The sequence below is a fragment of the Caballeronia sp. A2-2 genome (genome assembly GCF_057612605.2).
Genome location: NZ_CM172587.1, coordinates 711786 through 734985 on the forward strand (window position 1 = coordinate 711786; position 23200 = coordinate 734985).

23 protein-coding genes are annotated in these 23200 nt (G+C 62.4%); 12 read left to right on the forward strand and 11 right to left on the reverse strand.

Annotated features, from left to right (window positions below):
* Positions 1–127 precede the first annotated feature (127 nt).
* The 7 genes from ACZCWR_RS03395 (at position 128) to ACZCWR_RS03425 (ending at position 6211) form a co-directional block, all read left to right on the forward strand.
* Entirely contained in the window at positions 128–1063 is a 936-nt protein-coding gene (locus ACZCWR_RS03395) for a CheR family methyltransferase (protein WP_487302326.1), read from the forward strand.
* Positions 1060–1800 carry a chemoreceptor glutamine deamidase CheD gene (gene cheD / locus ACZCWR_RS03400; protein WP_487302327.1) on the forward strand — a complete coding sequence of 247 codons (741 nt, stop codon included), beginning with the start codon at positions 1060–1062 and terminating at the stop codon, positions 1798–1800. The genes ACZCWR_RS03395 and cheD overlap by 4 nt, the downstream gene beginning before the upstream one ends.
* Before the next feature lie 20 nt (positions 1801–1820).
* Complete coding sequence (locus tag ACZCWR_RS03405; RefSeq protein ID WP_487303226.1) at positions 1821–2927, forward strand: protein-glutamate methylesterase/protein-glutamine glutaminase; 1107 nt, start codon at positions 1821–1823, stop codon at positions 2925–2927.
* Between the two features lie 55 nt (positions 2928–2982).
* Entirely contained in the window at positions 2983–3381 is a 399-nt protein-coding gene (cheY, locus tag ACZCWR_RS03410) for a chemotaxis response regulator CheY (protein WP_487302328.1), read from the forward strand.
* A gap of 3 nt (positions 3382–3384) precedes the next feature.
* Positions 3385–4110, forward strand: coding sequence for a protein phosphatase CheZ (cheZ, locus tag ACZCWR_RS03415; protein ID WP_487302329.1), 726 nt, complete (start codon positions 3385–3387; stop codon positions 4108–4110).
* Between the two features lie 242 nt (positions 4111–4352).
* A complete protein-coding gene (locus tag ACZCWR_RS03420) occupies positions 4353–4877 on the forward strand; it encodes a DUF2844 domain-containing protein (protein WP_487302330.1) in 525 nt (174 codons plus the stop codon).
* A gap of 17 nt (positions 4878–4894) precedes the next feature.
* On the forward strand, positions 4895–6211 hold the full coding sequence (locus ACZCWR_RS03425; RefSeq protein WP_487302331.1) for a DUF3443 domain-containing protein: 1317 nt from the start codon (positions 4895–4897) through the stop codon (positions 6209–6211).
* A 54-nt stretch (positions 6212–6265) separates the two neighbouring features.
* Here the strand turns inward: ACZCWR_RS03425 and ACZCWR_RS03430 are convergent, their stop codons facing one another.
* The 4 genes from ACZCWR_RS03430 to argS form a co-directional block, all read right to left on the reverse strand.
* On the reverse strand, positions 6266–7057 hold the full coding sequence (locus ACZCWR_RS03430) for an SDR family oxidoreductase (protein ID WP_487302332.1): 792 nt from the start codon (positions 7055–7057) through the stop codon (positions 6266–6268).
* Positions 7058–7074: 17 nt separating this feature from the next.
* Positions 7075–7722, reverse strand: a complete 648-nt coding sequence (locus tag ACZCWR_RS03435) for a thiol:disulfide interchange protein DsbA/DsbL (protein WP_487302333.1) — start codon at positions 7720–7722, stop codon at positions 7075–7077.
* Between the two features lie 90 nt (positions 7723–7812).
* Positions 7813–8574, reverse strand: a complete 762-nt coding sequence (locus ACZCWR_RS03440; RefSeq protein WP_487302334.1) for an SPOR domain-containing protein — start codon at positions 8572–8574, stop codon at positions 7813–7815.
* 133 nt (positions 8575–8707) lie between these two features.
* Positions 8708–10492, reverse strand: a complete 1785-nt coding sequence (argS, locus tag ACZCWR_RS03445) for an arginine--tRNA ligase (protein WP_487302335.1) — start codon at positions 10490–10492, stop codon at positions 8708–8710.
* A 246-nt stretch (positions 10493–10738) separates the two neighbouring features.
* Here argS and ACZCWR_RS03450 point away from each other — a divergent pair, with 246 nt between their 5' ends.
* The gene (locus ACZCWR_RS03450) at positions 10739–11065 is read left to right on the forward strand and encodes a DUF1840 domain-containing protein (protein WP_487302336.1); all 327 of its coding nucleotides are present in this window, start codon (positions 10739–10741) and stop codon (positions 11063–11065) included.
* An 80-nt stretch (positions 11066–11145) separates the two neighbouring features.
* Here the strand turns inward: ACZCWR_RS03450 and ACZCWR_RS03455 are convergent, their stop codons facing one another.
* From ACZCWR_RS03455 to ACZCWR_RS03485, 7 genes are all read right to left on the reverse strand, one after another.
* Positions 11146–11352, reverse strand: a complete 207-nt coding sequence (locus ACZCWR_RS03455; RefSeq protein WP_487302337.1) for a hypothetical protein — start codon at positions 11350–11352, stop codon at positions 11146–11148.
* 161 nt (positions 11353–11513) lie between these two features.
* A complete protein-coding gene (metH, locus tag ACZCWR_RS03460; protein ID WP_487302338.1) occupies positions 11514–14231 on the reverse strand; it encodes a methionine synthase in 2718 nt (905 codons plus the stop codon).
* A 28-nt stretch (positions 14232–14259) separates the two neighbouring features.
* Positions 14260–15321, reverse strand: coding sequence for a homocysteine S-methyltransferase family protein (locus ACZCWR_RS03465; protein WP_487302339.1), 1062 nt, complete (start codon positions 15319–15321; stop codon positions 14260–14262).
* Positions 15322–15506: 185 nt separating this feature from the next.
* Positions 15507–15764 (reverse strand): BTH_I0359 family protein, encoded by a 258-nt coding sequence (locus tag ACZCWR_RS03470; protein ID WP_487302340.1) that lies wholly within the window; start codon positions 15762–15764, stop codon positions 15507–15509.
* A gap of 173 nt (positions 15765–15937) precedes the next feature.
* Entirely contained in the window at positions 15938–16726 is a 789-nt protein-coding gene (locus ACZCWR_RS03475; protein WP_487302341.1) for an alpha/beta fold hydrolase, read from the reverse strand.
* A gap of 102 nt (positions 16727–16828) precedes the next feature.
* Positions 16829–18004 (reverse strand): DUF3108 domain-containing protein, encoded by a 1176-nt coding sequence (locus ACZCWR_RS03480; protein WP_487302342.1) that lies wholly within the window; start codon positions 18002–18004, stop codon positions 16829–16831.
* Between the two features lie 99 nt (positions 18005–18103).
* The gene (locus ACZCWR_RS03485) at positions 18104–18913 is read right to left on the reverse strand and encodes an IclR family transcriptional regulator (RefSeq protein ID WP_487302343.1); all 810 of its coding nucleotides are present in this window, start codon (positions 18911–18913) and stop codon (positions 18104–18106) included.
* A 107-nt stretch (positions 18914–19020) separates the two neighbouring features.
* Between ACZCWR_RS03485 and ACZCWR_RS03490 the strand changes: the two genes are divergently transcribed.
* The 4 genes from ACZCWR_RS03490 to ACZCWR_RS03505 all read left to right on the forward strand — a co-directional run bounded on the left by ACZCWR_RS03490 (position 19021) and on the right by ACZCWR_RS03505 (position 23051).
* A complete protein-coding gene (locus tag ACZCWR_RS03490; RefSeq protein ID WP_487302344.1) occupies positions 19021–20007 on the forward strand; it encodes a fumarylacetoacetate hydrolase family protein in 987 nt (328 codons plus the stop codon).
* 84 nt (positions 20008–20091) lie between these two features.
* Positions 20092–20919, forward strand: coding sequence for an enoyl-CoA hydratase/isomerase family protein (locus ACZCWR_RS03495; protein ID WP_487302345.1), 828 nt, complete (start codon positions 20092–20094; stop codon positions 20917–20919).
* A gap of 53 nt (positions 20920–20972) precedes the next feature.
* Entirely contained in the window at positions 20973–21680 is a 708-nt protein-coding gene (locus ACZCWR_RS03500; protein ID WP_487302346.1) for a PhaM family polyhydroxyalkanoate granule multifunctional regulatory protein, read from the forward strand.
* 357 nt (positions 21681–22037) lie between these two features.
* Positions 22038–23051 carry a MerR family transcriptional regulator gene (locus ACZCWR_RS03505; RefSeq protein WP_487302347.1) on the forward strand — a complete coding sequence of 338 codons (1014 nt, stop codon included), beginning with the start codon at positions 22038–22040 and terminating at the stop codon, positions 23049–23051.
* Positions 23052–23200: the final 149 nt, after the last annotated feature.

Here is a 23200-nt window from a genome sequence, read left to right on the forward strand (position 1 = left end):
TTCGATTCGAGACGACCATGCGAGCACACAGCCACTTGCCACACGGAACGCGCGCGCTGCATCAAGCGGCCAAAGCGCAGCCGTCGCACGCAGGGCGACGCGCGCACCACGGGAAGCACGACGCATCATGACGGCCACGCGCAACGCACGCATCGATACGAACGTCGCTTCGCGCACGTCGGAAGTCGAACGCGATTTCGAATTCACGCCGGCGGATTTCGCCCGCATCCGCGATCTGATTCATCGTCGCGCGGGCATTTCGCTGTCCGATCACAAGCGCGACATGGCGTATAGCCGTCTCGCGCGCCGCCTGCGCGCATGCGGCTTCGATACGTTCCGCCAGTACCTCGACCGGCTCGAAACCAACGAGGACAACGCCGAATGGGAAGCCTTCGTCAACGCGCTGACGACCAACCTCACCGCGTTCTTCCGCGAGTCGCATCACTTTCCGATTCTCGCGGACTTCGCCAAGCGCCGCGCGCAACCGTTCTCGGTGTGGTGCTCGGCGGCATCGACGGGTGAAGAACCGTATTCGATTGCGATGACGCTCGTCGAAGCGCTGGGCGAACACGCCGCGCGGCAATGCACGGTATTCGCGAGCGACATCGACAGCCAGGTATTGGCGAAGGCCGATGCGGGCGTGTACTCGCTCGATCAGGTGAAGGCGCTGCCGGTGGAACGCCTCAAGCGTTTCTTCCTGAAGGGCACGGGCGCGCACGCGGGCCTCGTCAAGGTGCGGCCCGAACTGCGCGCGATGGTCAACTTCGGCCGCGTGAACCTGACCGATGCGCGCTACGACATCAAAGGCCCGTTCGACGTGATCTTCTGCCGCAACGTGATGATCTATTTCGACAAGCCGACGCAAGGGCAAGTGCTGTCCCGCTTCGAGCCGTTGATGAAACCGGGCGCGCTGTTGTTCGCGGGACATTCGGAAAACTTCACGTATGTGTCGCAGGCGTTCAGGCTGCGCGGCCAGACCGTGTACGAACTGACGCGCGATGGCCATGCCGCTCACGCGCAAGGGAAGAAACCGGCGCGTGCGCTCGCGGGAGAAGCCGCATGAGCGCGTTGCCGATGGCGTCGAACCTGTATTTCGACAATCACTTCAAGAAGCCGGGCGTGAAGCTGTTGCCCAACGAGTTCTACATGACGAGCGAGGACATGGTGCTCGTGACCGTGCTCGGCTCGTGCGTGGCGGCGTGCATCAACGATCGCACGGCTGGCATCGGCGGAATGAACCACTTCATGCTGCCGGACGATGGCGAGAGCGCGTCCTCGGCGGCATCCGACTCGATGCGCTACGGCGCGTACGCGATGGAAGTGCTCATCAACGAAATGATCAAGCGCGGCGGCAGGCGCGAACGTTTCGAAGCAAAAGTGTTCGGCGGCGGCGCGGTGCTGGCGGGAATGACGACGATCAACATCGGCGACCGGAATTCGGAATTCGTGCGGCGCTATCTGGCGCTGGAGAAGATCCGCATCGTCGCGGAGGATTTGCAGGGCGCGCATCCGCGCAAGGTCGCGTTCATGCCCAAGAGCGGTCAGGTGATGGTGAAGAAACTCATCACGCAGCAAGACCCGCAGGTCGTGGAGCGCGAACAGGCGTTGATGCGCCGCACGCCTGAAGAACGCGCCGAACGGCTCGCGCAGGCACGTTCGCGTGTGGAGCTTTTCAACGTCGGTCAGACGAAGCCGCGCGCGGAGTTGTTCGGCAACGCAAACGCGAGCGCGCGGGCCGTCGTTAAACCGCGCGTCGAGTTGTTTGCCGCGCGCGGCGCCAAAGCGGCGGAGGAAGTATGAGCATCGCCAATACGATCAATATGGATAAGAAACCCGCCGCGCAAAAGATCAAGGTGCTGTGCGTCGACGATTCGGCGCTCGTGCGCAGCCTGATGACGGAGATCGTCAACTCGCAGCCCGACATGCACGTGTGCGCGACCGCGCCCGATCCGCTCGTCGCGCGCGATCTCATCAAGCTGCACAACCCGGACGTGCTGACGCTCGATGTCGAAATGCCGCGCATGGACGGCCTCGACTTTCTGGAAAAGCTGATGCGCCTTCGGCCGATGCCGGTCGTCATGGTGTCGTCGCTGACGGAACGCGGCAACGAGATCACGCTGCGCGCGCTCGAACTCGGCGCGGTGGATTTCGTGACCAAGCCGAAGGTCGGCATCCGCGACGGCATGTTGGATTACGCGGAAAAGCTCGCGGAGAAAGTACGCGCCGCCGCGCGCGCTCGCGTGAAGCAGACGACGCACGCAGCCAGCGCCGCCGCGCACACCGCGCAGGAAACGCACAAGCCCGCGCCGCATTTCAACAATCCGTTGCTGTCGACGGAAAAGCTGGTGATCGTCGGTGCATCGACGGGCGGAACGGAAGCGATCCGCGAAGTGCTCGTGCCGCTGCCGCCGGATGCGCCCGCCGTGATGATCGCGCAGCACATGCCGCCGGGCTTCACGAAATCGTTCGCACAACGGTTGAACGGGTTGTGCCGCATCACCGTGAAGGAAGCGGAACACGGCGAACGCGTGCTGCCGGGTCATGCGTATATCGCGCCGGGCCACGCGCATCTGATGCTGGCGCGCAGCGGGGCGAACTACGTGGCGCATCTGTCGGATGCGGCGCCGGTGAACCGGCATCGTCCTTCGGTGGATGTGCTGTTCCGTTCCGCCGCGCAACACGCGGGCAAGAACGCAATCGGCGTGATTCTCACCGGCATGGGCCGTGACGGCGCGGCGGGTCTACTGGAAATGCAGCAGGCGGGCGCGTACACGCTCGCGCAGGACGAAGCGAGTTGCGTGGTGTTCGGCATGCCGCGCGAAGCGATTGCAATGGGCGGCGCGAGTGAAATCGCGTCGCTGTCGGAAATGAGCCGGCGCGTGATGGCGCGGCTGGCATCGATGGGCGAGCGCGTGCAACGCGTCTGAATATTTTTGATGGATCACGCGGCATCGCCGCATTGAAGAACACACGGGAGTAATGATGGACAAGAACATGAAGATCCTCGTCGTCGACGATTTTCCGACGATGCGCCGTATCGTGCGTAACCTGCTGAAGGAACTCGGCTATACGAACGTGGAAGAAGCGGAAGACGGCGCGGCGGGTCTGGCGCGTCTGCGCGGCGGCAATTTCGATTTCGTGATTTCCGACTGGAACATGCCGAACCTCGACGGTCTCGCCATGCTTCAGCAAATTCGCGCGGATGCCACCACGGCGCACTTGCCGGTGCTGATGGTGACGGCGGAGTCGAAGAAGGAGAACATCATCGCGGCGGCGCAGGCCGGTGCGAACGGTTATGTCGTGAAGCCTTTCACGGCCGCCACGCTCGACGAGAAAGTCACCAAGATTCTCGACAAGCTGAAGATGGCCAAAGCGGGGTGATACGTGACGGATCTGACTTCTGAATTCGCCGCACGCGTGGCGGCCGAGGTCGCGGCAGCGCAAGCCGAAGGCGACGGCGATGCATCGAGCGATCGCATTCTCGCGCGGATCGGCCAGCTCACGCGCACGCTGCGCGACTCGATGCGCGAGCTAGGACTCGACAAGCAGGTCGAAGCCGCCGCCCAAGCCGTGCCGGATGCACGCGACCGCCTGAAGTACGTCGCCGTGATGACCGAGCAGGCCGCCGAGCGGGCGCTGAACGCCATCGAACTGGCCCAGCCGATGCAGGAAGCGATGCAGCGCGAGGCGCAGGCATTGGAAGCGCGCTGGTCGCAGTGGTACGGCTCGCCGCTCGCGCAAGGTGAAGCGGGCGAACTGCTCGCGCAGACGCGCAGTTTTCTGCAGAGCGTCCCGGAGCGCACGCAGGCCACCAACGCGCAATTGCTGGAAATCATGCTCGCGCAGGATTTTCAGGATTTGACGGGACAGGTGATCAAGAAGATCACGGAAGTCGTGCATATCATCGAGCAGCAGTTGCTCGGCGTGCTGCTCGAAAATATCGCACCGGAGCGGCGCGAGCAGTTCGCGGCATCGGCGGCGGCGCTGATGTCGGCGAGCGGCAGTCCCGAAGGCTTGCTCAACGGGCCGCAAGTCAACCCCGAAGGCCGCAGCGACGTGGTTCAGGATCAAGGACAGGTCGACGATTTGCTGGCCAGCCTCGGGTTCTGAAAAAAGCTGTGACATGCGCCTGAAAAACAGGGCGACAATCATGCGATGTGCATCTTGGTGCGCATCGCATTTTTTTCCTGTCCGGCTGCGAACGTTAGGACTATTCTGCACGGCTGGCATACTGATGGCTATTCGCATGGAGAATCGTTGCGAATCGTGTAGTGGCTCATCTGTCACTTAAATCGTAGAAAGCCACGCGGGCGCGTATCAGGCGCTGCCGGCGAAAACGGATTGGAGTTCCAGTGAAGGCACAGAAGAAACCCCGTCGCGGGCAAATTTTGCAAGTTCTGGCGATTGCTACCGGCGCGCTCTGCGCGATCGGCGCGGCAGCGCCTGCGTTCGCGGCACTCGGCGGCGCGCCGCTTGCGCCGCCGCCCGGCTCGCAGGCCGATGCTCAGTCGGTCGTCAAGGCGGCCACGGCGGCGTCCGGCGCATCGTCATCGACGACGACCGGCTACACCATGCAGGCGACGACGCTCGCCAGCGGCACGGTCATCAACGAATACGTGTCTTCGTCGGGCACGGTGTTCGGCATCGCGTGGCACGGTCCGCGCGTGCCCGACCTCCAGACTTTGCTCGGCGGCTACTTCCCGCAATATCAGCAGGCTTTGCAGGCGCAACGCGCCGCGCGCGGCGGTCGTGGACAGGTCAGCGTGCAGGACTCGGGTCTTGTCGTTCGCTCGGGCGGCCACATGGGCGCGTTCAGAGGCAGTGCGTATCTGCCGCAAGCCTTGCCTGCCGGCGTCACCGCCAGCGATATCCAGTGAGGGACGGAGAACCCAGCATGCTTAGAACGACATTCGGCCTCGGGCCCTCTTCCTCACGAACCGGCGGCATCGCGCGCTGGCTCGGCGCAGTTTTTCTGGCGCTCACGCTCGCCGCGTGCGGCGGCAGCGATCACAACAACAACAGCAGCAGTGGTAGCGGTTCGTCCGGGTCGGGAGGCGGCTCGTCTGGCGGCGGTTCCTCGGGCGGCAGCGGCTCCACCAGCGCCGCCACTGCGCAGCCCATCACGCCGACCAACACGAACTCGGTGCCGATTACCGTGAATGCGGGCGCGGCGAATTTCGTCAACATTCCGAACGTTTCGGTGACGGTGTGCGCACCGGGCACGAACAACTGCCAGACCATCAACAACATTCAGTTGGATACGGCCTCGTTCGGCCTGCGTCTGGTGAATTCGGCGGCGGCTTCGGTGCTCGGCAGTCTGCCGGTGAGCAAAGCCTCCAATGGCGGTCAGCTTGCCGAATGCGCGAGCTTCGCGGATGGCTACACGTGGGGCACCGTGCGCTCGGCGGATGTGAAGATGGGCACGGAAGTGGCATCGAACATTCCGGTGCAGATCATCGGCGACCTGGATTCATCGACGGCGCCGACCGGCATGAACGGTTGCCCGTCCGGCAACGACGAGAACACGGTCGCGGAAATCGGCGCGAACGGCATTCTCGGCATTGGCGCGGCGACTTATGACTGCGGCACGGCATGCGTGAGTTCGGCGCTGAACGCGCAGTACTTCTCGTGCAGCGGCACGACGTGTTCGAACATCGCCGCGCCGCTCGCGCAGCAGGTCGTCAATCCGGTGACGCGCTTCACGACCGACAACAACGGCGTGATCGTGCAACTGCCGCCGATCGCGGATGCGGGCGCGGCCAGTGCCAGCGGCACGCTGATATTCGGCATCGGCACGCAGAGCAATAACGCCATCGCCGGGGTGACGAAGTTCGGCACCGATGGTTTCGGCGACCTGACCGGCACGTACAAGGGCACGACGTATCAGACCTTCTTCGATACCGGATCGAATGGCAACTTCTTCCAAGACACGTTTGCGTTGTGTTCGAGCACGAGTGCGTTCTATTGCCCGAGTTCCGAGCAGTCGCTATCGACGGTGATTACGGGCAGCGAAGGCAACACGACGACCGTGCCGTTCAATCTCGTGAGCGCGCGCACGTTGACATCGAGCGGCAACAACTTCGCGTTCAACAGCCTCGGCGGTCAGCTTGGCATGAGCGGGTTGTTCGACTTCGGCTTGCCGTTCTTCTACGGACGGCATGTGTATGTCGGCTATGACCTGACGGGAAGTTCGCCTTACGTGGCGTTCTGACAAGCGGGGTAGCGCTGAAAAAAACCGGCTGCGTGATGAGCGCAGCCGGTTTTTTTATACCGTTTCGCTTGCGCGCGGCTTGCGCGGCGCACGCTCGAAGACGGGGTCGTACAGCCAGCGCGGCAGGACATGCAGCAGCATGCCCACGGCGCGCATCTGCCATGGGAACGTCGCGTAGCGCGTGCGGCGCGCGATGGCGTCCGCTGCCTTGGCGGCGAAGCGGTCGGCATCCATCAGAAACGGCATGCGATACGGATTGTGCGCGGTCATTTCCGAGCGCACATAGCCCGGCGCAATGGTGACCACGCTCACGCCCTGCGGTTTCATTTCGATGCGCAACGATTCCAGATACTTCGCCGCCGCCGATTTCGACGCGCTGTACGCGCCCGAGCCCGGCAGCCCGCGCACACCCGCCACGCTTGCGATACCGACCAGCGTGCCGCGCCGCGCCGCGATCATCGATGCGACGAACGGCTCGAACGTGGCCACCATGCCGAAGTAATTGGTGTCCATGACCGAGCGGAACGTGTCCAGTTCGCCGTGGCCGGTGAGCGCGCCACGGCTGATGCCCGCATTCGCGATCACGACATCCGCCGCGCCGTGTTCCGCGACGAACCGGCGCGCGCAATCGGCGAGCGCGTCGGCGTCGCGGACATCGGCGGAATAGAGGGAGATAGTGGCTTGCGGATGACGCGCGGCAAAGGCCGCAAGCGATTCGGTTCGACGAGCGACGAGGCCGAGCACGGCCCCGCGCTTCACATACTCTTCAGCCAGCGCGAGGCCGATCCCGCTCGACGCGCCGGTGATAAAAACCTTCTGCGGTACTGCTTTCGATACTGCATTCATTTCGGAGTCTTGCAAAATTACATCTTCTTGTCGCGCACTTGCTGGACGAGGTAGTCCATCACGGCGGTGGTGCCCTGCTCGCTGTTGGTCTGCGCCGGGCCGGTCACATACTTGCCTTGCACGATGACCGTCGGCACGCCGTCGATCTTGTAATCCTGCAAGAGCTTGGCGTCACGTTGCACGGCGCTTTGCGTCGAGAACGAGTTGTACGCGTCCATGTACTTCTTCTTGTCGACGCCCAGCGTCGCGAGGAAATCCGCCTGCGCCTGCGGCGTGAGCAGATAGTCCTTCTTCACGTGAATTTCCTTGAACACGGCCGGCGTGATTTTTTCGGCGACGCCGAGCGCATCCAGCGCGTGGTACATCTTCGTATGCGGGATGAAGTCGTCGCGGAACGCCACTGGCACGCGCTTGAACACGACATCCGGACCCTGCTTCTTTTCCCACGCCTCGATGTACGGCTCGAAATCGTTGCAGTGCGGGCAGCCATACCAGAAGAACTCGATGACTTCGACCTTGCCCGCAGGCGCGCCGACCGGCTGCGGCGCCTGAAGCACCGTGTAGTCCTTGCCCGCGACCGGATCGGCCGCAAGCGCCGACGTGGCGCTCAACGATGCGGCCGCGAAGCCGAGAGAAAGAACGAGGGCGCTGAACAGTTTTTTCATGATTGAAAAGGATGCGGAAAAGGCCATAAGTGGGACATACGACGCTTAAGCCGGGCTTAAAGTGTCAAGCCCGGCGGCGCGGAGGTCGTCTTACTGCTTCGAGAAGCGGATGACCGCGGTATCCACGCCCGCGTCCGACAAACGCTGACGGGCCGTGTTCATTTCCTCGAACTTCGAGAACGGACCGATGCGCACGCGATAGTACGTCACGCCACCGGCATCACGCTGCGTCACCTTCGATTCGAAGCCCTGGAAGCCCAGACGCGCGCGTTGCTGCTCGGCGTCCTGTTGCGTCTTGTATGCGCCGACCTGAAGGTAATAGCCGGTGTTCACATCGCCGGGGGCGGGCGGCGTGGTCTTGGCTGTCGAGGCGGCAGGCTGCGAGCCGCCCTTGGCCGCTGCCGCCGCTGTAGAGCTTGCGCTGCCGGACGCGTTCGCCTGATTGTTCTTCGCGGCGTTGTTCGGTTGCGAGGCCGCGTTGTTGCCCGACGGCGGCACTTCCACGATCTGCGGTTCGTCGAGCATGCCCGACGACTGCGTTTGATTATTGGTCTGTCCCGGCGCGGTATTCGGCGGCGTGGGCTGCGCGGCTTGCGGCACCGCTTGCCCCGGCGTCTTGCCTTGCAGCGGACGGTTGGGATCGTACGGCTGCTGCGCGGATTGCGACGACGCGGCGTTGTCCACCGGCGGCGCGACCTTGGCGACGAACGGAGTCGGCGCGCGCGTGATGTACAGCGCGACGATCACGGCGATCGCCAGGCCGACGATCAGGCCCAGCACGATGCCGAGAAAGGTTCCCCCGGTTTGCTTCGACTGACTGGACTGCTTGGGCGTGCGGCGTGGTTTTGCCATCGTTTGGATTACCTGCAAAAAGTCTTCGAGTTGGCCGACGATTATAGCTTTCGCTCAAGACGAAACCGCGCCTTTGCCGTCCGCGCGCGCCTTTGTGACACGCGCCGCGCAGGACGGAAACAGGCACGAAAGATCACATCTTTTGGGGAGCCGACACGCCGATGGTCGCGAGTCCGTTTTCGAGCACTTGCCGCGTGGCCGCGAGCAGCGCGATGCGCGCATCGCGTTCCTTCTGGTCGTCCACGAGCACGCGCTCGGCATTGTAGAACGAGTGGAATTCCCCGGCGAGGTCGCGCAGATAGAACGCGATGGCGTGCGGCGCGAGTTCATCCGACGCGTGCGACAGCATTTCCGGATACTCCGCGAGCTTGTTGAGCAGCGACATGGCGCGTTCGCTCGACAGCGGCGAAAGATCGGCCTTCGCCGCTTCCGTGATATCGCCCGCGTAACGCTCCTTCCAGTCATTCAGAATCGTGCAGATGCGCGCGTGCGCATATTGCACGTAGTACACCGGATTCTCGTCGTTCTGCTTGAGCGCGAGATCGATATCGAACACGAACTCGGTATCGCCCTTGCGCGAGATGAGGAAGAAGCGCACGGCATCGCGGCCGCGACGCAGCGTGTCTTCGTCGATCTGATCGGGCGCCATCTCGTGGCCCGGCGCGAGACCGCCCGACCATTCGACCAGATCGCGCACGGTCACATAGCTGCCCGCGCGCTTGGAGATTTTCACCTCCTGACCGTTGCGCATGACGGTGACCATCTTGTGCAGCACGTAGTCGGGATAACCCTTCGGAATGCCGATGCCCAACCCCTGCAAGCCCGCCCGCACGCGCGCGATGGTGCCGTGGTGGTCCGAGCCCTGCACGTTGATGACCTTGCTGAAACCGCGCTCCCACTTCGTGACGTGATAGGCCACGTCCGGCACGAAGTAGGTGAAGGTGCCGTCGGACTTGCGCATCACGCGGTCCTTGTCGTCGCCGTCGTCGGTGGTGCGCAGCCACAGCGCGCCGTCCTGCTCGAAGGTCATGCCGGTATCGACGAGCGCATTCACGGTCTTTTCGACGCGGCCTTCCTTGTACAGCGACGACTCCAGATAGAACTGGTCGAACTTCACGCCAAACGCCGTCAGATCCAGATCCTGCTCGTGCCGCAGATACGCCACCGCGAAATGGCGGATGGCTTCGAGATTCTCGATATCGCCCGCGCCTTTCACCGGCTCGCCGTCCTTCGCCGCGACGGTCGCGCCCGCCATGTAATCGCGCGCGATATCGGCGATGTACTCGCCGTTGTACGCGGCCTCAGGCCATTCGGCGTCACCCGGTTTGAGGCCGCGTGCGCGCGCTCGCGTGGAGATCGCGAGATTGTTGATCTGCACGCCGGCGTCGTTGTAAAAGAACTCGCGATGCACCGCGTAGCCCTGCGTGGCAAGCAGGTTGGAGATGGCATCGCCGAGCGCGGCCTGACGCCCGTGACCCACATGCAGCGGCCCGGTCGGATTCGCCGATACAAACTCGATCAGCACGCGCTTGCCCGCTTCGCGTTCCGAGCGGCCATACGCGCTGCCTTCGCCCAACACGGCCGGGATCACGTCTTGCTTCGCACTCGCCGCAAGACGCAGATTGATGAAGCCGGGACCGGCCACTTCCGCCGCCTCGACCAAGCCTTTCGCGGACGGATTCGCGAGCACGGCATCGACGATCTGTTGCGCGAGCTGGCGCGGATTGGCGCGCAGCGGCTTGGCGAGCTGCATCGCTACATTCGATGCGACGTCGCCGTGCGCCGCGACCTTCGGGCGTTCGAGCACGATGCTCGGCGTGACGAAGGCGGCTTCGCCCGGCGCGAGCGTGGCTTGCGCGACGGTGTTGACCGCATCGGAGAGAAGCGTTTCGAGGATGACTTTATGTGCGGGCAGCATGCTGAATGTGATCCAGTGGAGCGAGATGCGGCGAGCGTGACGCGTTTCGCGAAGCGATGCGGGTGGCAGGATGCCGAAGACGTTGCGCGCGCCGGAAGCGCTGAGATGAAGCAACCAAAGTCAGGATTTTAGCAGGTGCTAATATGTCCAATCAGGGGTGGCTGTCAGCGCAGAGCGGTTCGCGATGTCATCAAGAACTGCGTCGGGAAAGATAGTCATCCAACATAAGGAAAAGGACCTACCATCATGCTGATCACATTCAAAAGTCCCGCGGCGCCCGACGTCATGATGCTCGACAATCTGGCCGAGTATCTGCTGGGCATCATCGGCAAAAAATTGACGGAACGCGGCGTCATCACGCACGACGAATGTCCGTCCGCCATCCAGAAACTGGAAGCGGCGGTGTCCACGGACAAGAAGGAGCGCGCCGAGCATGACGGGCACTTCCACGAAGGCGAAGCCGGACACGATCCGCACGAGATTCCCATCGGGCTGGCGCAACGCGCGTATCCGTTCCTCGACATGTTGAGACTCGCGCACAAAGAGCAGAAGGACATTCTCTGGGGCGTTTGAGCACGCAAAGCGCGAGTCCAAAAAGAAAACCCGCATCGGCAGCGATGCGGGTTTTTTTCTTCCGATGAAAACGTCCGTACTTATTGCGACTGGCCGTTCTCGATCGTCGATCCTTTCGAGGGCGCCTTCGGCTTGCGCGGCTTCTTCGGCTTCTTTTTGTGCTCCGTCTGCGGCGGCGAGTATGAGGACGCCTGAGTGCTGCTGGCCTGCGCGAACGCGGCGGAACTCGATGCTGCGAGCACTGCCGCGGCGAACGCTACGGTTACGGCGGACGTCATCTTCTTCATGCGACTTTCTCCGTTGACGAAAATTGCGCTGCCGTCCTCGTGACGGCTTGTCGCGGCTACAAGGATACGGAAATCAAAAAGTTCCCGCCGATAGCCAGCCTTTTTTTCATTATCACAGCGCCGATATGTTGGTTTTTCGTGACCGCCCGTTTTCGATGCCCTTAGCGCAGCGGCGCAAGCGCGCGTTCGGCATCCTTCGATGAAATCGCCATGCGTTCGGCGAAGCTCGCCACCTGATCGTCGCCGATCTTGCCGACCGAGAAATACGTGCTGTCGGGGTGCGCGAGATAGAAGCCGGAGACGCTCGCCGCCGGCAGCATCGCCAGGGATTCGGTCAGCGTCATGCCGATTTCGCCGGCCTGAAGCACGTCGAACATATCCTGCTTGACGAGGTGATCCGGGCACGCCGGATAACCCGGCGCAGGACGAATACCCGCGTACTTTTCCTGAATGAGCGCCTCGTTATCGAGCGTTTCGTTCGCCGCATAACCCCACAGCTCGCGGCGCACGCGCGCATGCAGCGCTTCGGCGAATGCTTCCGCGAAACGATCCGCCAGCGCCTTGAGCATGATCGCGCTGTAGTCGTCGTGATCGGCTTCGAACTGGTGTTCTTTTTTATCGACGCCCAAGCCCGCCGTGACCGCGAACAGGCCGATGTAATCCGCCACACCCGATTCCTTCGGCGCGATGAAATCCGCAAGCGACCGGTTCGGGCGCATCACGCCATCGACGACCGGACGCACGCTCTGCTGACGCAGATTGCGCCACGTCATGGCGACTTGCGAGCGCGTGTCGTCCGTGTAGATTTCGATGTCGTCATCGTTCACAGTGTTGGCGGGCAACAGCGAAATCACGCCGTTCGCCGTCAGCCAGCGGCCCTGAATGATGCGCGAGAGCATCGACTTGCCATCCGAGAACACGCGCCGCGCCGATTCGCCCACGATCTCGTCATTGAGAATGGCCGGATACGGTCCCGCGAGATCCCACGTCTGGAAGAACGGCGCCCAGTCGATGTAATTCGCCAGATCCGCGAGGTCGTAGTTCTTGATGACGCGCCGCCCGATGAAGCTCGGCTTCTTCGGCGTGTACGCGGTCCAGTCGATCTTCGTCTTGTTGGCGCGTGCTTCGGCGTAAGTGACCATCGGCTGCGCTTTCTTGTTGGCGTGCTGATGGCGGATGCGATCGTAATCGGTCTTGAGGTCGTCGAGATACTTCGCCGCGCCTTCGTCCGACAACAAGCTCGATGCCACCGACACCGAACGCGATGCATCCGGCACGTACACGACCGGTCCTTCGTAGTGCGGCGCGATCTTGACAGCGGTATGCACGCGCGAGGTCGTCGCGCCACCGATCAGCAAGGGCGTTTGCTTGCCACGGAAATAATCGTCGCGCTGCATTTCGGAAGCGACATACGCCATTTCTTCAAGACTCGGCGTGATGAGTCCCGACAGCCCGATGATGTCCGCGCCTTCTTCCTTCGCCTTCTGCAGGATGGTCGCGCACGGCACCATCACGCCCATGTTGACCACTTCGAAGTTATTGCACTGAAGCACGACCGACACGATGTTCTTGCCGATATCGTGCACATCGCCCTTAACGGTCGCGATCACGATCTTGCCTTTCGGACGCACGTCCGCGCCGGCCGCCGCCAGCCGCAGCTTTTCTTCCTCGATGAACGGAATCAGATGCGCCACGGCCTGCTTCATCACGCGCGCCGACTTGACCACTTGCGGCAGGAACATCTTGCCCGCGCCGAACAGATCGCCGACCACGTTCATGCCGTCCATCAACGGACCTTCGATCACGTTGATCGGACGCCCGCCCGCCGCGTCGATCTTCTGGCGCACTTCCTCCGTATCCTCGACGATGAAGTTCGTGATGCCGTGCACCAGCGCGTGCGAGAGCCGCGCCTCGACAGGCTGATTGCGCCATTCGAGGTTTTCTTCCTTCTTCGCCGCGCCGGTCTTGAACTTGTCGGCAATTTCGAGCAGACGGTCCGTGCCATCGTCACGGCGATTCAGCACGACATCTTCCACGCGTTCGCGCAGGTCGGCATCCAGATCCGCATACACGCCCAACTGACCCGCGTTGACGATGCCCATGTCCATGCCCGCCTGAATGGCGTGATACAGGAACACGGTATGGATTGCTTCACGCACCGGATCGTTGCCGCGAAACGAGAACGACACGTTCGACACGCCGCCGCTCACCTTCGCATGCGGCAGCTTTTCCTTGATCCAGCGCGTGGCGTTGATGAAATCGACCGCGTAATTGTTGTGTTCTTCGATACCCGTCGCGATGGCGAAGATGTTCGGATCGAAGATGATGTCTTCCGGCTCGAAGCCTACTTCGTTCACCAGAATATCGTACGAGCGCTTGCAGATTTCCGTCTTGCGCTGGAACGTGTCGGCCTGGCCTTTTTCATCGAACGCCATCACGACGGATGCCGCGCCGTATCGCCGAATGAGCTTCGCATGATGCCGGAACGCGTCCTCGCCTTCCTTGAGCGAGATCGAATTGACGATGGCCTTGCCCTGCACGCACTTGAGGCCCGCTTCGATCACTTCCCACTTCGACGAGTCGATCATGATCGGCACGCGCGCGATATCCGGCTCGGACGCGATCAGATTCAGGAAGCGCACCATCGCGGCTTTCGAATCGAGCATGGCTTCGTCCATGTTGATATCGATGACCTGCGCGCCGTTTTCCACCTGCTGACGCGCGACGGCCAGCGCTTCGTCGAACTGGCCGTTCAGGATCATGCGCGCGAACGCCTTCGAGCCGGTCACGTTGGTCCGCTCGCCAACGTTGATGAACAGCGAACCGTCGTTGACGTTGAACGGTTCGAGGCCGGAAAGACGCATCGTGTGGTCGGTCATGGTTGTTGTCTCAATTCTTTGTGCGATGTCAGGCTGCGTCGCGATACTGCGACGGGAACTTGCGCGGCTTCACTTCTTCCAGCGCCTTCGCGATGGCGGCGATGTGCTCCGGCGTCGTTCCGCAGCATCCGCCCGCGATGTTCACCAAACCTGCGGAGGCGAATTCCTTGAGCAAGCCTGAAGTGACGTCCGGTGTCTCGTCGAAACCGGTGTCGCTCATCGGATTGGGCAGGCCCGCGTTCGGATAGCACGACACATACGTATCGCACAGCTTCGAAAGCTCGGCGATGTACGGGCGCATCAACGCCGCACCGAGCGCGCAGTTGAGTCCGAACGTGAGCGGCTTCGCGTGACGCAGCGAGTTCCAGAACGCCTCGACCGTTTGCCCGGACAGAATGCGGCCCGATGCATCCGTCACCGTGCCGGAGATCATGATCGGCAACAGTTCGCCGGTGTCCTCGAACAGTTGATCGAGCGCGAACAATGCGGCCTTGGCGTTCAACGTATCGAAGATGGTTTCGACGAGGAACAGATCGCAGCCCGCATCGAGCAGTGCTTTCGCTTGTTCGTAGTACGCGGTGCGCAGTTCGTCGAAGGTGACGTTGCGCGCGCCGGGGTCGTTCACGTCGGGCGAAATGCTTGCGGTCTTCGGCGTTGGTCCGATCGCACCCGCGACGAAGCGCGGCTTGTCCGGCGTGCTGTACTTGACGCATGCTTCACGCGCGAGCTTCGCCGATTCGATGTTCATTTCGGCGGCGAGATTCTCCATGCCGTAATCGGACTGCGCCACGCTCGTCGCGCCGAACGTGTTCGTTTCAACGATATCCGCGCCCGCTGCAAGGTATTGCTCGTGAATCTCGCGAATGACCTGCGGCTGCGTGATCGAAAGCAACTCGTTGTTGCCCTTGATGTCGCGTCCGTAATCCTTGAAGCGCTCGCCGCGATACGCCGCTTCGTCGAGCTTGTAGCGCTGGATCATGGTGCCCATCGCGCCATCGAGAATCAGGATGCGCTTTTGCAGAAGCGCGGGAAGCGCCGCGCCGCGCGTGTACGCGCGTGGTTTTGCGTTCGATGTGGCGGTCTGGTTCATGGCGAGCGGACCCTGCATCCAAATGTGAAATAGTCTGACATTGTAGCCGCAGCGCGGTCTTGCAGCTTCGCCCGGCGGCGCTTATTGGCGGGCTTAAAGGCCCAAAAAAAGCGCCCCGCCGTTTGCCCGGCGGGGCGCTTTCGGGTGTCGCATAAAACGTGTTGCAGCGTGTTGCGGGTATTACGTTAGTGCAGCACGACCGGTTGGGTCATCAAGATATCGAATTGGCCGAGGAATTCATCGACATCTTCGAGCGATGGTTCTTCCTCGATCAGCTTTTGCACATTCTCGCGAAACTTCGCGGCCAGCGCCCCGTCGATGAAGATTTCCCTCTGCGTGTTCTTGTCCACGATTTCATAGCCGCCGGACATCATCGCGAGATGGTTGTCCTGCGGCGGGAACTCGACGACGCAATAGTTAGGGCTGTTGTAGATCATTTGCATGGCGACACTCCTTATTCCTGATTGCTCCAGGCTCTGCGGTGCAGATGGAGCGATTAGGGTGGAATTCAAGGGGTGGCCTCGACGTGATGCCGGGTTTATCGAGGCTTTGTTGTGAAACATTGTGAAGCCTTGCTGCGCGAAGCTTTGCTGCCTTGATGCATAAAGCCTTGCTGTTACCCGGTGGTGCGTATGAAATCGTCGAGCAATGCGCTGAAGCGTTGCGATTGCTCGACTGGAGAGAGATGCGCGGCATCGAGTTGTTGAAAGCGTGCGTTCGGCACCGTGTCTGCAATTACCTTTGATGCAGCAGGCAACGTGCCACTGTCGTGCTGACCCGCGACAACGAGCGTTCGTGCGCGTACAGAGGGCAAGCGGTCGCGCATATCAAAACGACTGACCGCTTCCGCCGCGCGCGCGAAACCTTCGGCGGGCGTGTGCGCAATCGTTTCACCGATCTGTTCGACGACTTCCGGATGCGCGCGGCGAAAGTCGGCGGTGAGCCAGCGTTCGAGCGTCGCGTCCACGATACTCGCCGTGCCGTTTTCACGCACAGATGCCGCCCGTTGAGCAAATGTCGAACGCGCTTCATCGGGGATGAAGGCCGGCGAGCCGACCACGGTCAGCGAATCGGTCTTGTCTGTGTGACGCGCGGCAAAGGTCTGCGCGATCATGCCGCCAATCGATAAGCCGACGACATGCGTGGACGGCGCGCCGAGCTTGTCGAGCAACTCGGAGAGATCGTCCGCGAGATCGCCGATGGTAAAGGCATCGGGCGAGACGGCGGTGTCGCCGTGTCCGCGCAGCTCGTATCGAAGCACGGTGAAGCCGTGGCGGAAGTAACCCGCCATCTGATCCCAGACGGTGTGATCGCCGCCCAGTTGATGAATGAAGGTCAGCCAGGGTCCGTTACCTTCGTTGTCGAGGACATACCGCGTGTCGATGCGATTGATCGTCAACTGCATATCGGCTCCGTGAGGACTGCGGTTTTCGATGGACTTGCTCAAAGTGCGCAGCGTCTTGAGTCCCGGCACGTTCGCTTGAATTGCTCAGGGACGAAGCGGCGCCTATTCGTCATATGCATCCAGCGTGCCTGAATCGTCATCTTGCTGCGACGCGGCAGGCACTTGAAGTTTGCCGGACCACAGCAATTCGATTTGCATTCCGTTCGGCTCGGTTTGAAGAATTCGCACAGGCAACCAACCGATGGACGGCGCGAGCCAGATGTCGAGTTTGCGGCGATCGCCGTCGCGGCGCGGCAGTCGCGTGAAGTGTCGCGCCGGGGCGAAACCGGCGCGCGTCTGCACGGTCTCGTCGCCGACGACCTCGATGGACCACGTCTCGTTGCTGTCGTTGTCCGCGACACTGAACTCGCGCGTGACGCCCGGTTTGTACTTGTCAGGGTCGCCGCGCACGAGGCTGGACAATTGCATGACAACGCTGAAGCGGTCCTGCGCGCCATCGGTCAAGGGCTGCGGCTGCGGCGTTTTCGTATAGACGATCTGCTTCGTCTCGCGATTGAAGATGGCGACATCGGCGGCGCGCCGGCCACGCTGTTCGGAATACTGATCGGGCGCGATGCCGAATGCATCGAGGTGACCTTTGCTCGAATACACATACGGCCCGACGAAGGGCAGCGGAATGGAGACGATCATCTCGTAGTGCTGGCCATCGTTGAGCCAGTGGATGGTGCCGGTCTGATTCATGACGCCGTTGACCAGCGTGTCGTAGCGCAGTTCGCCGGTGGGCGGGACGCTGAATTTGTCTCCCGATGGGGGCGCGGCGGCGGCTTGCGCGGGTGCTGGCGGCGCGGAAGCTGCGGCCTGACTCGCCGATGCGGCTGCTGCCATGGCGGCGCGCCGTGCGGCGTCCGCGTCGTCGGATGGCGGCGCGACGGCGCTCGGAGCGGCGGCGGGCGGCGGCGGCGCGACAGGTTTTTTGGGCGCGACCGGCTTCGGTGCAGGTGCGGGCTTGGGAGCAGGCGGCGTCGGCGCAGGCGGAGCGACAGGCTTCGGCGTCAGCAATTCGATCTGCACCGGCGGCGGCTCCGGCGTCTTGACGTTCGACGGCTGCTGCGCGTGCCCGATCCATCGCGCGGCGATGAAATGCAGCGCGAGCACGATCAACGCGGCCAGCAGCCACCGGACCCAGTGGCGCGGCGAGGTCGAAGCATCGTGGCCAATATCGGAATTGGCGGGTTCGCCCGGCGCGGGGCGAGGGCGGTGAGACGAGAAAAGTGGCATCGAAACGGGAGAACCGGAAAGCAGGGTGCGTGTTACGTAACGCAGATCGGGAACAGCATGAACGCATGAGACAGATGCGGCCCGCGCGTCGTTCCATTGTCAGCGCGGGTCCGGTTTATACCCTAGTTCGTACGACAGATTCAACGCACATTCGCGCATCATGAAATCGATTTCACCGCCCCATTGCGTATCGAACGAACCTTCGTGCCCGAGCGCGATGAGTCCGAGCGCGAGTTCGCCGGTCGAATCGAACACGGGCATGCAGAACGCGTGAATGGTTGGCAGCAACATGCCTTCGACGCGCGCCGCGCCGTGATCGCGCACGTCGGCGAGCATGGGTTCGACCTGCGCGGCGGGCCGGCGCGTTTGCGTGAGTTCGCGTTCGATCATCGCCTGCGTCTTGCTGCGCGGGAGGTAGGCTGCGAACAGCAAGCCCGTCGCCGATGACAACAGCGGCATGACATCGCCGAGTTTCAGCGACGCCTTCGCCGGATGGCTCGACTCCATCCAGTGCACGACCGTCGGCCCTTGATTCCCCCAAACGGCGATGCCGACCGTGATATCCATCCGGTCACGCAATTCCGCCAGCGCGATGCGCGCGAGTTTCACTCCATCCACTCGCGCAAGCCGCGCCAAACCCATCTGCAAGGCAAAGCCGCCGAGTTCATAACGCCCGGAAACCGCGTCCTGCGACGCCAGCCCGAGCCGCACGAAACTCACGAGATAACGATGCGCCTTCGCCGGGCTCATGCCCGCGCGCTGGGCGAGATCGCGCAGCATCATGGCGCGCGGTTCGTTGGTGAGCACGTCGAGCAGACGAAAACCCACTTCGATCGACTGGATGCCGGAGCGTGTCTTTTCTTCGGAAGCGTCGAGCGTGTCTTCGTCGTCGGGCTGAATCGTCTGCATGCGGGAAACGGTCAAAATGCCTATGCCGAACGGCTGAGTCGTCGGCGGGGATTCACCATCGTAAAATACATTTCCCTTAACGTCATCACGCAGGCTCGCATCGCTCTATGAAACTTGCATCGAGGAAGGACGGCACGCGCGACGGCCAGTTGATCGTCGTGTCGCGCGATTTGCGCACGGCGGCCATTGCCGATGGCATTGCGTCGACACTGCAACGCGCGCTCGACGACTGGACGTTCTACGCGCCGCAACTCGCGGAACTCTACGACGCGCTCAATCAGAACCGCGCGCGCAATGCATTTCCCTTCGATGCGAAGTCCTGCATGGCGCCTTTGCCACGCGCGTTTCAATGGGCGGATGGTTCGTCCTACGTCAATCACGTCGAACTCGTGCGGCGTGCGCGCGGCGCGGAGATGCCGCCCGAGATCTGGACCGACCCGCTCATGTATCAGGGCGGCAGTGACGATTTCATCGGCGCGACGGACGATATCGTGTGCGCTTCCGAGTCGTATGGAATCGATTTCGAGGCCGAAGTCGCTGTGGTCACGTCCGACGTGCGCATGGCCTCGACACCGGACGAAGCGTTGCGCAGCGTGCGCTTGCTCATGCTCGTCAACGATGTCTCGCTGCGCAATCTCATTCCCGCCGAACTGGCCAAAGGCTTCGGCTTCTTTCAGAGCAAACCGGCCACCGCGTTTTCGCCGGTCGCCGTCACGCCCGACGAACTCGGCGACGCGTGGCGCGAAGGCCGTGTGCATCGGCCGATGACGGTTCACTGGAACGGCAAGAAAGTCGGACAGCCGGATTGCGGCACGGACATGGTGTTCCACTTCGGCCAGTTGATCGCGCATGCATCGAAAACGCGCAATCTGCGCGCGGGGACCATCGTCGGCTCGGGCACGATCTCCAACAAAGACGCCACGCGCGGGTACTGCTGCATCGCCGAGAAACGCTGTCTGGAAACCATCGAACATGGCGCGCCGCAGACCGCGTTCATGCAATTCGGCGACAGCGTGAAGATCGAAATGTTCGACGAAGCGGGCAAGTCCATTTTCGGCGCGATCGATCAGAGCGTGACGCAGCCCGAGCACTGAGCGCGCCGGGTTAAGCCCGATGCGTTGCGCGCGGGCATCGACATACACTTGCGGCACGCTGCGCCTACTTTCAGGTTCGAAGAAATGAGCGATCTCTCCATGTATTCGGGTTACGCGTCGCTCGAATTGCGGCGTCATCCGAATGGCATTCTCGAAGTGGTGATGCCGGGTGCTGCCGCGAACAAGAGCGGCCTGTCCACCGCGGACGCCCACATGCATCGCGAACTCGCAGATATCTGGCGCGACATCGACCGCGATCCCGAGACGCGCGTCGCGATCATTCGCGGCGAGGGCAAAGGCTTTTCGGGCGGTGGCGATCTCGCGCTCGTCGAACAGATGGCGACCGATTTCGACGTGCGCGCGCGTGTCTGGCGCGAGGCGCGCGATCTCGTCTATAACGTCATCAATTGCAGCAAGCCGATCGTCTCCGCGATGCACGGCCCGGCGGTCGGCGCGGGGCTGGTCGCGGGATTGCTCGCGGATATCTCGATCGCGTCGAAGACGGCGCGCATCATCGATGGTCATACGCGGCTGGGCGTCGCGGCGGGCGATCACGCGGCCATCGTCTGGCCGCTGCTGTGCGGCATGGCGAAGGCCAAGTACTATCTGCTGCTGTGCGAGCCGGTGAGCGGCGAGGAAGCGGAGCGTATCGGGCTGGTGTCGCTGGCGGTCGAGGAAAGCGAACTCTTGCCGAAGGCAATGGAGGTGGCGAACAAGCTGGCGCTGGGCTCGCAAACCGCCATCCGTTGGACCAAGTATGCGCTCAACAACTGGCTGCGCTCGGCGGGACCGACGTTCGATGCATCGCTGGCGCTGGAATTCATGGGCTTCGCGGGACCGGACGTGCACGAGGGCATGCGTTCGTTGCGTGAGCGGCGCGCGCCCGAGTTCCCCGGCGACGCGCCATTCTGACCACGTTCGCGCGTATTTGCGCGTCCGGCATCTATGAAATCAAGGAGAGAGGAATGACCGATCACGCCGGCGGCACGCCGCCATTCACGATTCCCGGTTTTCCCGGATTCGGCCAGGCGGACATGATGGGCAAGATGTGGGAACTGATGCGCCTGAACCCTTTCGCCGCCGCCATGCCCGGCGGCTCGCAGGCCATGGGCCCTTCACTCTCGATGATGTCCGACATGCTCGCGCCACTCACCAACATCGAAGAACTCGACAAGCGCGTGACCGACATGCGCGCGGTCGAGCACTGGCTGAAGCTGAACCTCAACATGCTTCAGTCAGCCATTCAGGCGCTCGAAGTGCAGCGCGCGACGCTCGCCACGTTGCGCGCGTTCGGCGCGTATGCGCAGAGTTCGGTCGAGAACGCGTCGGCGGCGTCGTCTGCCGAGAAGCCGAAAGCCACCGGTTGGCCGATGACCGGCGCGGCGAAACCGGAAGCGCCAGCGCCCGAAGCGGAACAGGAAACGCCTGCCGCCGCTCAGGCGGACGCATCCGTGCCCGGCTTCGATCCCGGCGGATGGTGGAACGTGCTCCAGTCTCAGTTCAATCAGCTTGCGCAAATGGCGATGCTTCAGCCCGGCATGGCCGGTGGTGAGAACGCCGATGCCACGACATCCGCGCCACCAGAAAGCGCAGGCGACGCCGAACAAGCGGCAAGCGCAACGGCGCGCAAGACCCCGGCAAGAAAGTCCACGCCGAAGAAAAAACCTGCCTGACCGCGTGTATTCGGAAACACGGCGCGGGGCCGCGAGACTGCGGCTCCGCGCCGTTGTTCATTGGGCCGAAGAATTCATGCACTCGCCGTCCTTCTATTTGTCCGCGACAATTTTCGAATTTTTCTGTCGAACATGCGTCCGTCCACGTAGCCGCTCCGTATCGAAGAAAGTATGCGCAGCGCGTGCGGGCGAGGCGTTCTTTGCTCGCCGTCTGTGGTCTGACAAATAGACAAAACGGTTCGGCGTACGTGAGCACTTTGTCTATGATGTGACCAGACTTCGAATCAACGAAGCGTTTGCGCACGTTGGGCATGCAATGTGCATGCTCACCATTTGACGACCTTCGAACAATTGTCCATGACAAACTCTTCCGAACACCACGTCGAGTCTACGTCGGATGTGGATGGCGCCGGATCGATCGGCGTAATCGCGCAACAGGTTGACGACGGGCTTGGCACATCCGCGCTGATGGGCATCGGAATCGGCGCCATTGCTCAGGAAATCGGGCTCACCAAAGACACCTTGCGGGTGTGGGAGCGACGTTACGGCTTCCCGCAGCCGATGCGTTCGCCCGGCGGCGAGCGGCTCTATCCGCAGGAACAGGTGTCCAAGCTCAGATTGGTCAAGCGGCTACTTGATGCGGGGCATCGGCCGAGCAAGGTGCTGGTGCAGCCGATCGAGTCGTTGCAGCAGCTTGCGGAATCGTCGGGCATTGGGCAGGACGCGCCGGATGTCGAACTCGACAAGCTCGTGGCCATGTTGCGCGAGAGCGCTTACGACGACTTCCGCTTCGAACTGCTCAAGCGCGCCACGCGTGAAGGGCTGGAGCGTTTCGTCATCGATGTAGCCGCGCCGCTCGCCGCACGCGTGGGCAATGCGTGGGCCGCCGGGACGCTGCAGGTCTATCACGAACATCTGTTCAGCGAAGCGATGCAGACCACGCTGCGTTCGCTCATGCGCCCGCTCTCCGATGCACTGCGTGGCCGCGCCACCCGTCCGCGCGTGCTGCTCACCACGCTATCCGGCGAAGGTCACGGTCTGGGCCTGTTGATGGCCGAAGCCATGTTCACGCTTTGCGATTGCGAATGTTTCCAACTCGGCCTGCAAACGCCGCTGCACGATATCGCCGATGCCGTGTCGGCACATAACGTCGATATCGTCGCCTTGTCGTTCTCGGCAGTGCTGCCTTCGCAATCGATCACGAGCGGTCTGGGTGACTTGCGCACGCTGTTGCCCGCGCATGTGCGCATCTGGGTTGGCGGCACCAGTCCGGCCTTGCGACGCAAGCCGCATCAGGGCGTGGATGTGGTCTCCGGACTCGCGCCGATCGAGGAAACCATCGCCGATTGGCGTCGATCCGCCGTGCTATGATCGGTGCCAATCGTAGCGGTTACATGCGCATCGGCGGTCGCACCGGAAGACCCGGATAGCTCGGGTTCCGGACACGCCGATCGCTTCGCACCGCTGTCATGCGGATGCGGCATACTGCGCGGTCCGCGTGGACCGGCGGCCAACCAGCC

Coding starts and splice junctions, on each gene's coding strand:
- ACZCWR_RS03495 (WP_487302345.1), top strand. CDS start 20,092: ATGAGCGATCTCTCCATGTATTCGGGTTACGCGTCGCTCGAATTGCGG.
- ACZCWR_RS03395 (WP_487302326.1), top strand. CDS start 128: ATGACGGCCACGCGCAACGCACGCATCGATACGAACGTCGCTTCGCGC.
- ACZCWR_RS03470 (WP_487302340.1), bottom strand. CDS start 15,764: ATGCAAATGATCTACAACAGCCCTAACTATTGCGTCGTCGAGTTCCCG.
- argS (WP_487302335.1), bottom strand. CDS start 10,492: ATGCTGCCCGCACATAAAGTCATCCTCGAAACGCTTCTCTCCGATGCG.
- ACZCWR_RS03485 (WP_487302343.1), bottom strand. CDS start 18,913: ATGCAGACGATTCAGCCCGACGACGAAGACACGCTCGACGCTTCCGAA.
- ACZCWR_RS03435 (WP_487302333.1), bottom strand. CDS start 7,722: ATGAAAAAACTGTTCAGCGCCCTCGTTCTTTCTCTCGGCTTCGCGGCC.
- ACZCWR_RS03505 (WP_487302347.1), top strand. CDS start 22,038: ATGACAAACTCTTCCGAACACCACGTCGAGTCTACGTCGGATGTGGAT.
- ACZCWR_RS03405 (WP_487303226.1), top strand. CDS start 1,821: ATGGATAAGAAACCCGCCGCGCAAAAGATCAAGGTGCTGTGCGTCGAC.
- ACZCWR_RS03490 (WP_487302344.1), top strand. CDS start 19,021: ATGAAACTTGCATCGAGGAAGGACGGCACGCGCGACGGCCAGTTGATC.
- ACZCWR_RS03475 (WP_487302341.1), bottom strand. CDS start 16,726: ATGCAGTTGACGATCAATCGCATCGACACGCGGTATGTCCTCGACAAC.
- ACZCWR_RS03440 (WP_487302334.1), bottom strand. CDS start 8,574: ATGGCAAAACCACGCCGCACGCCCAAGCAGTCCAGTCAGTCGAAGCAA.
- ACZCWR_RS03430 (WP_487302332.1), bottom strand. CDS start 7,057: ATGAATGCAGTATCGAAAGCAGTACCGCAGAAGGTTTTTATCACCGGC.
- ACZCWR_RS03425 (WP_487302331.1), top strand. CDS start 4,895: ATGCTTAGAACGACATTCGGCCTCGGGCCCTCTTCCTCACGAACCGGC.
- ACZCWR_RS03465 (WP_487302339.1), bottom strand. CDS start 15,321: ATGAACCAGACCGCCACATCGAACGCAAAACCACGCGCGTACACGCGC.
- ACZCWR_RS03500 (WP_487302346.1), top strand. CDS start 20,973: ATGACCGATCACGCCGGCGGCACGCCGCCATTCACGATTCCCGGTTTT.
- cheD (WP_487302327.1), top strand. CDS start 1,060: ATGAGCGCGTTGCCGATGGCGTCGAACCTGTATTTCGACAATCACTTC.
- ACZCWR_RS03455 (WP_487302337.1), bottom strand. CDS start 11,352: ATGAAGAAGATGACGTCCGCCGTAACCGTAGCGTTCGCCGCGGCAGTG.
- metH (WP_487302338.1), bottom strand. CDS start 14,231: ATGACCGACCACACGATGCGTCTTTCCGGCCTCGAACCGTTCAACGTC.
- ACZCWR_RS03480 (WP_487302342.1), bottom strand. CDS start 18,004: ATGCCACTTTTCTCGTCTCACCGCCCTCGCCCCGCGCCGGGCGAACCC.
- ACZCWR_RS03450 (WP_487302336.1), top strand. CDS start 10,739: ATGCTGATCACATTCAAAAGTCCCGCGGCGCCCGACGTCATGATGCTC.
- cheY (WP_487302328.1), top strand. CDS start 2,983: ATGGACAAGAACATGAAGATCCTCGTCGTCGACGATTTTCCGACGATG.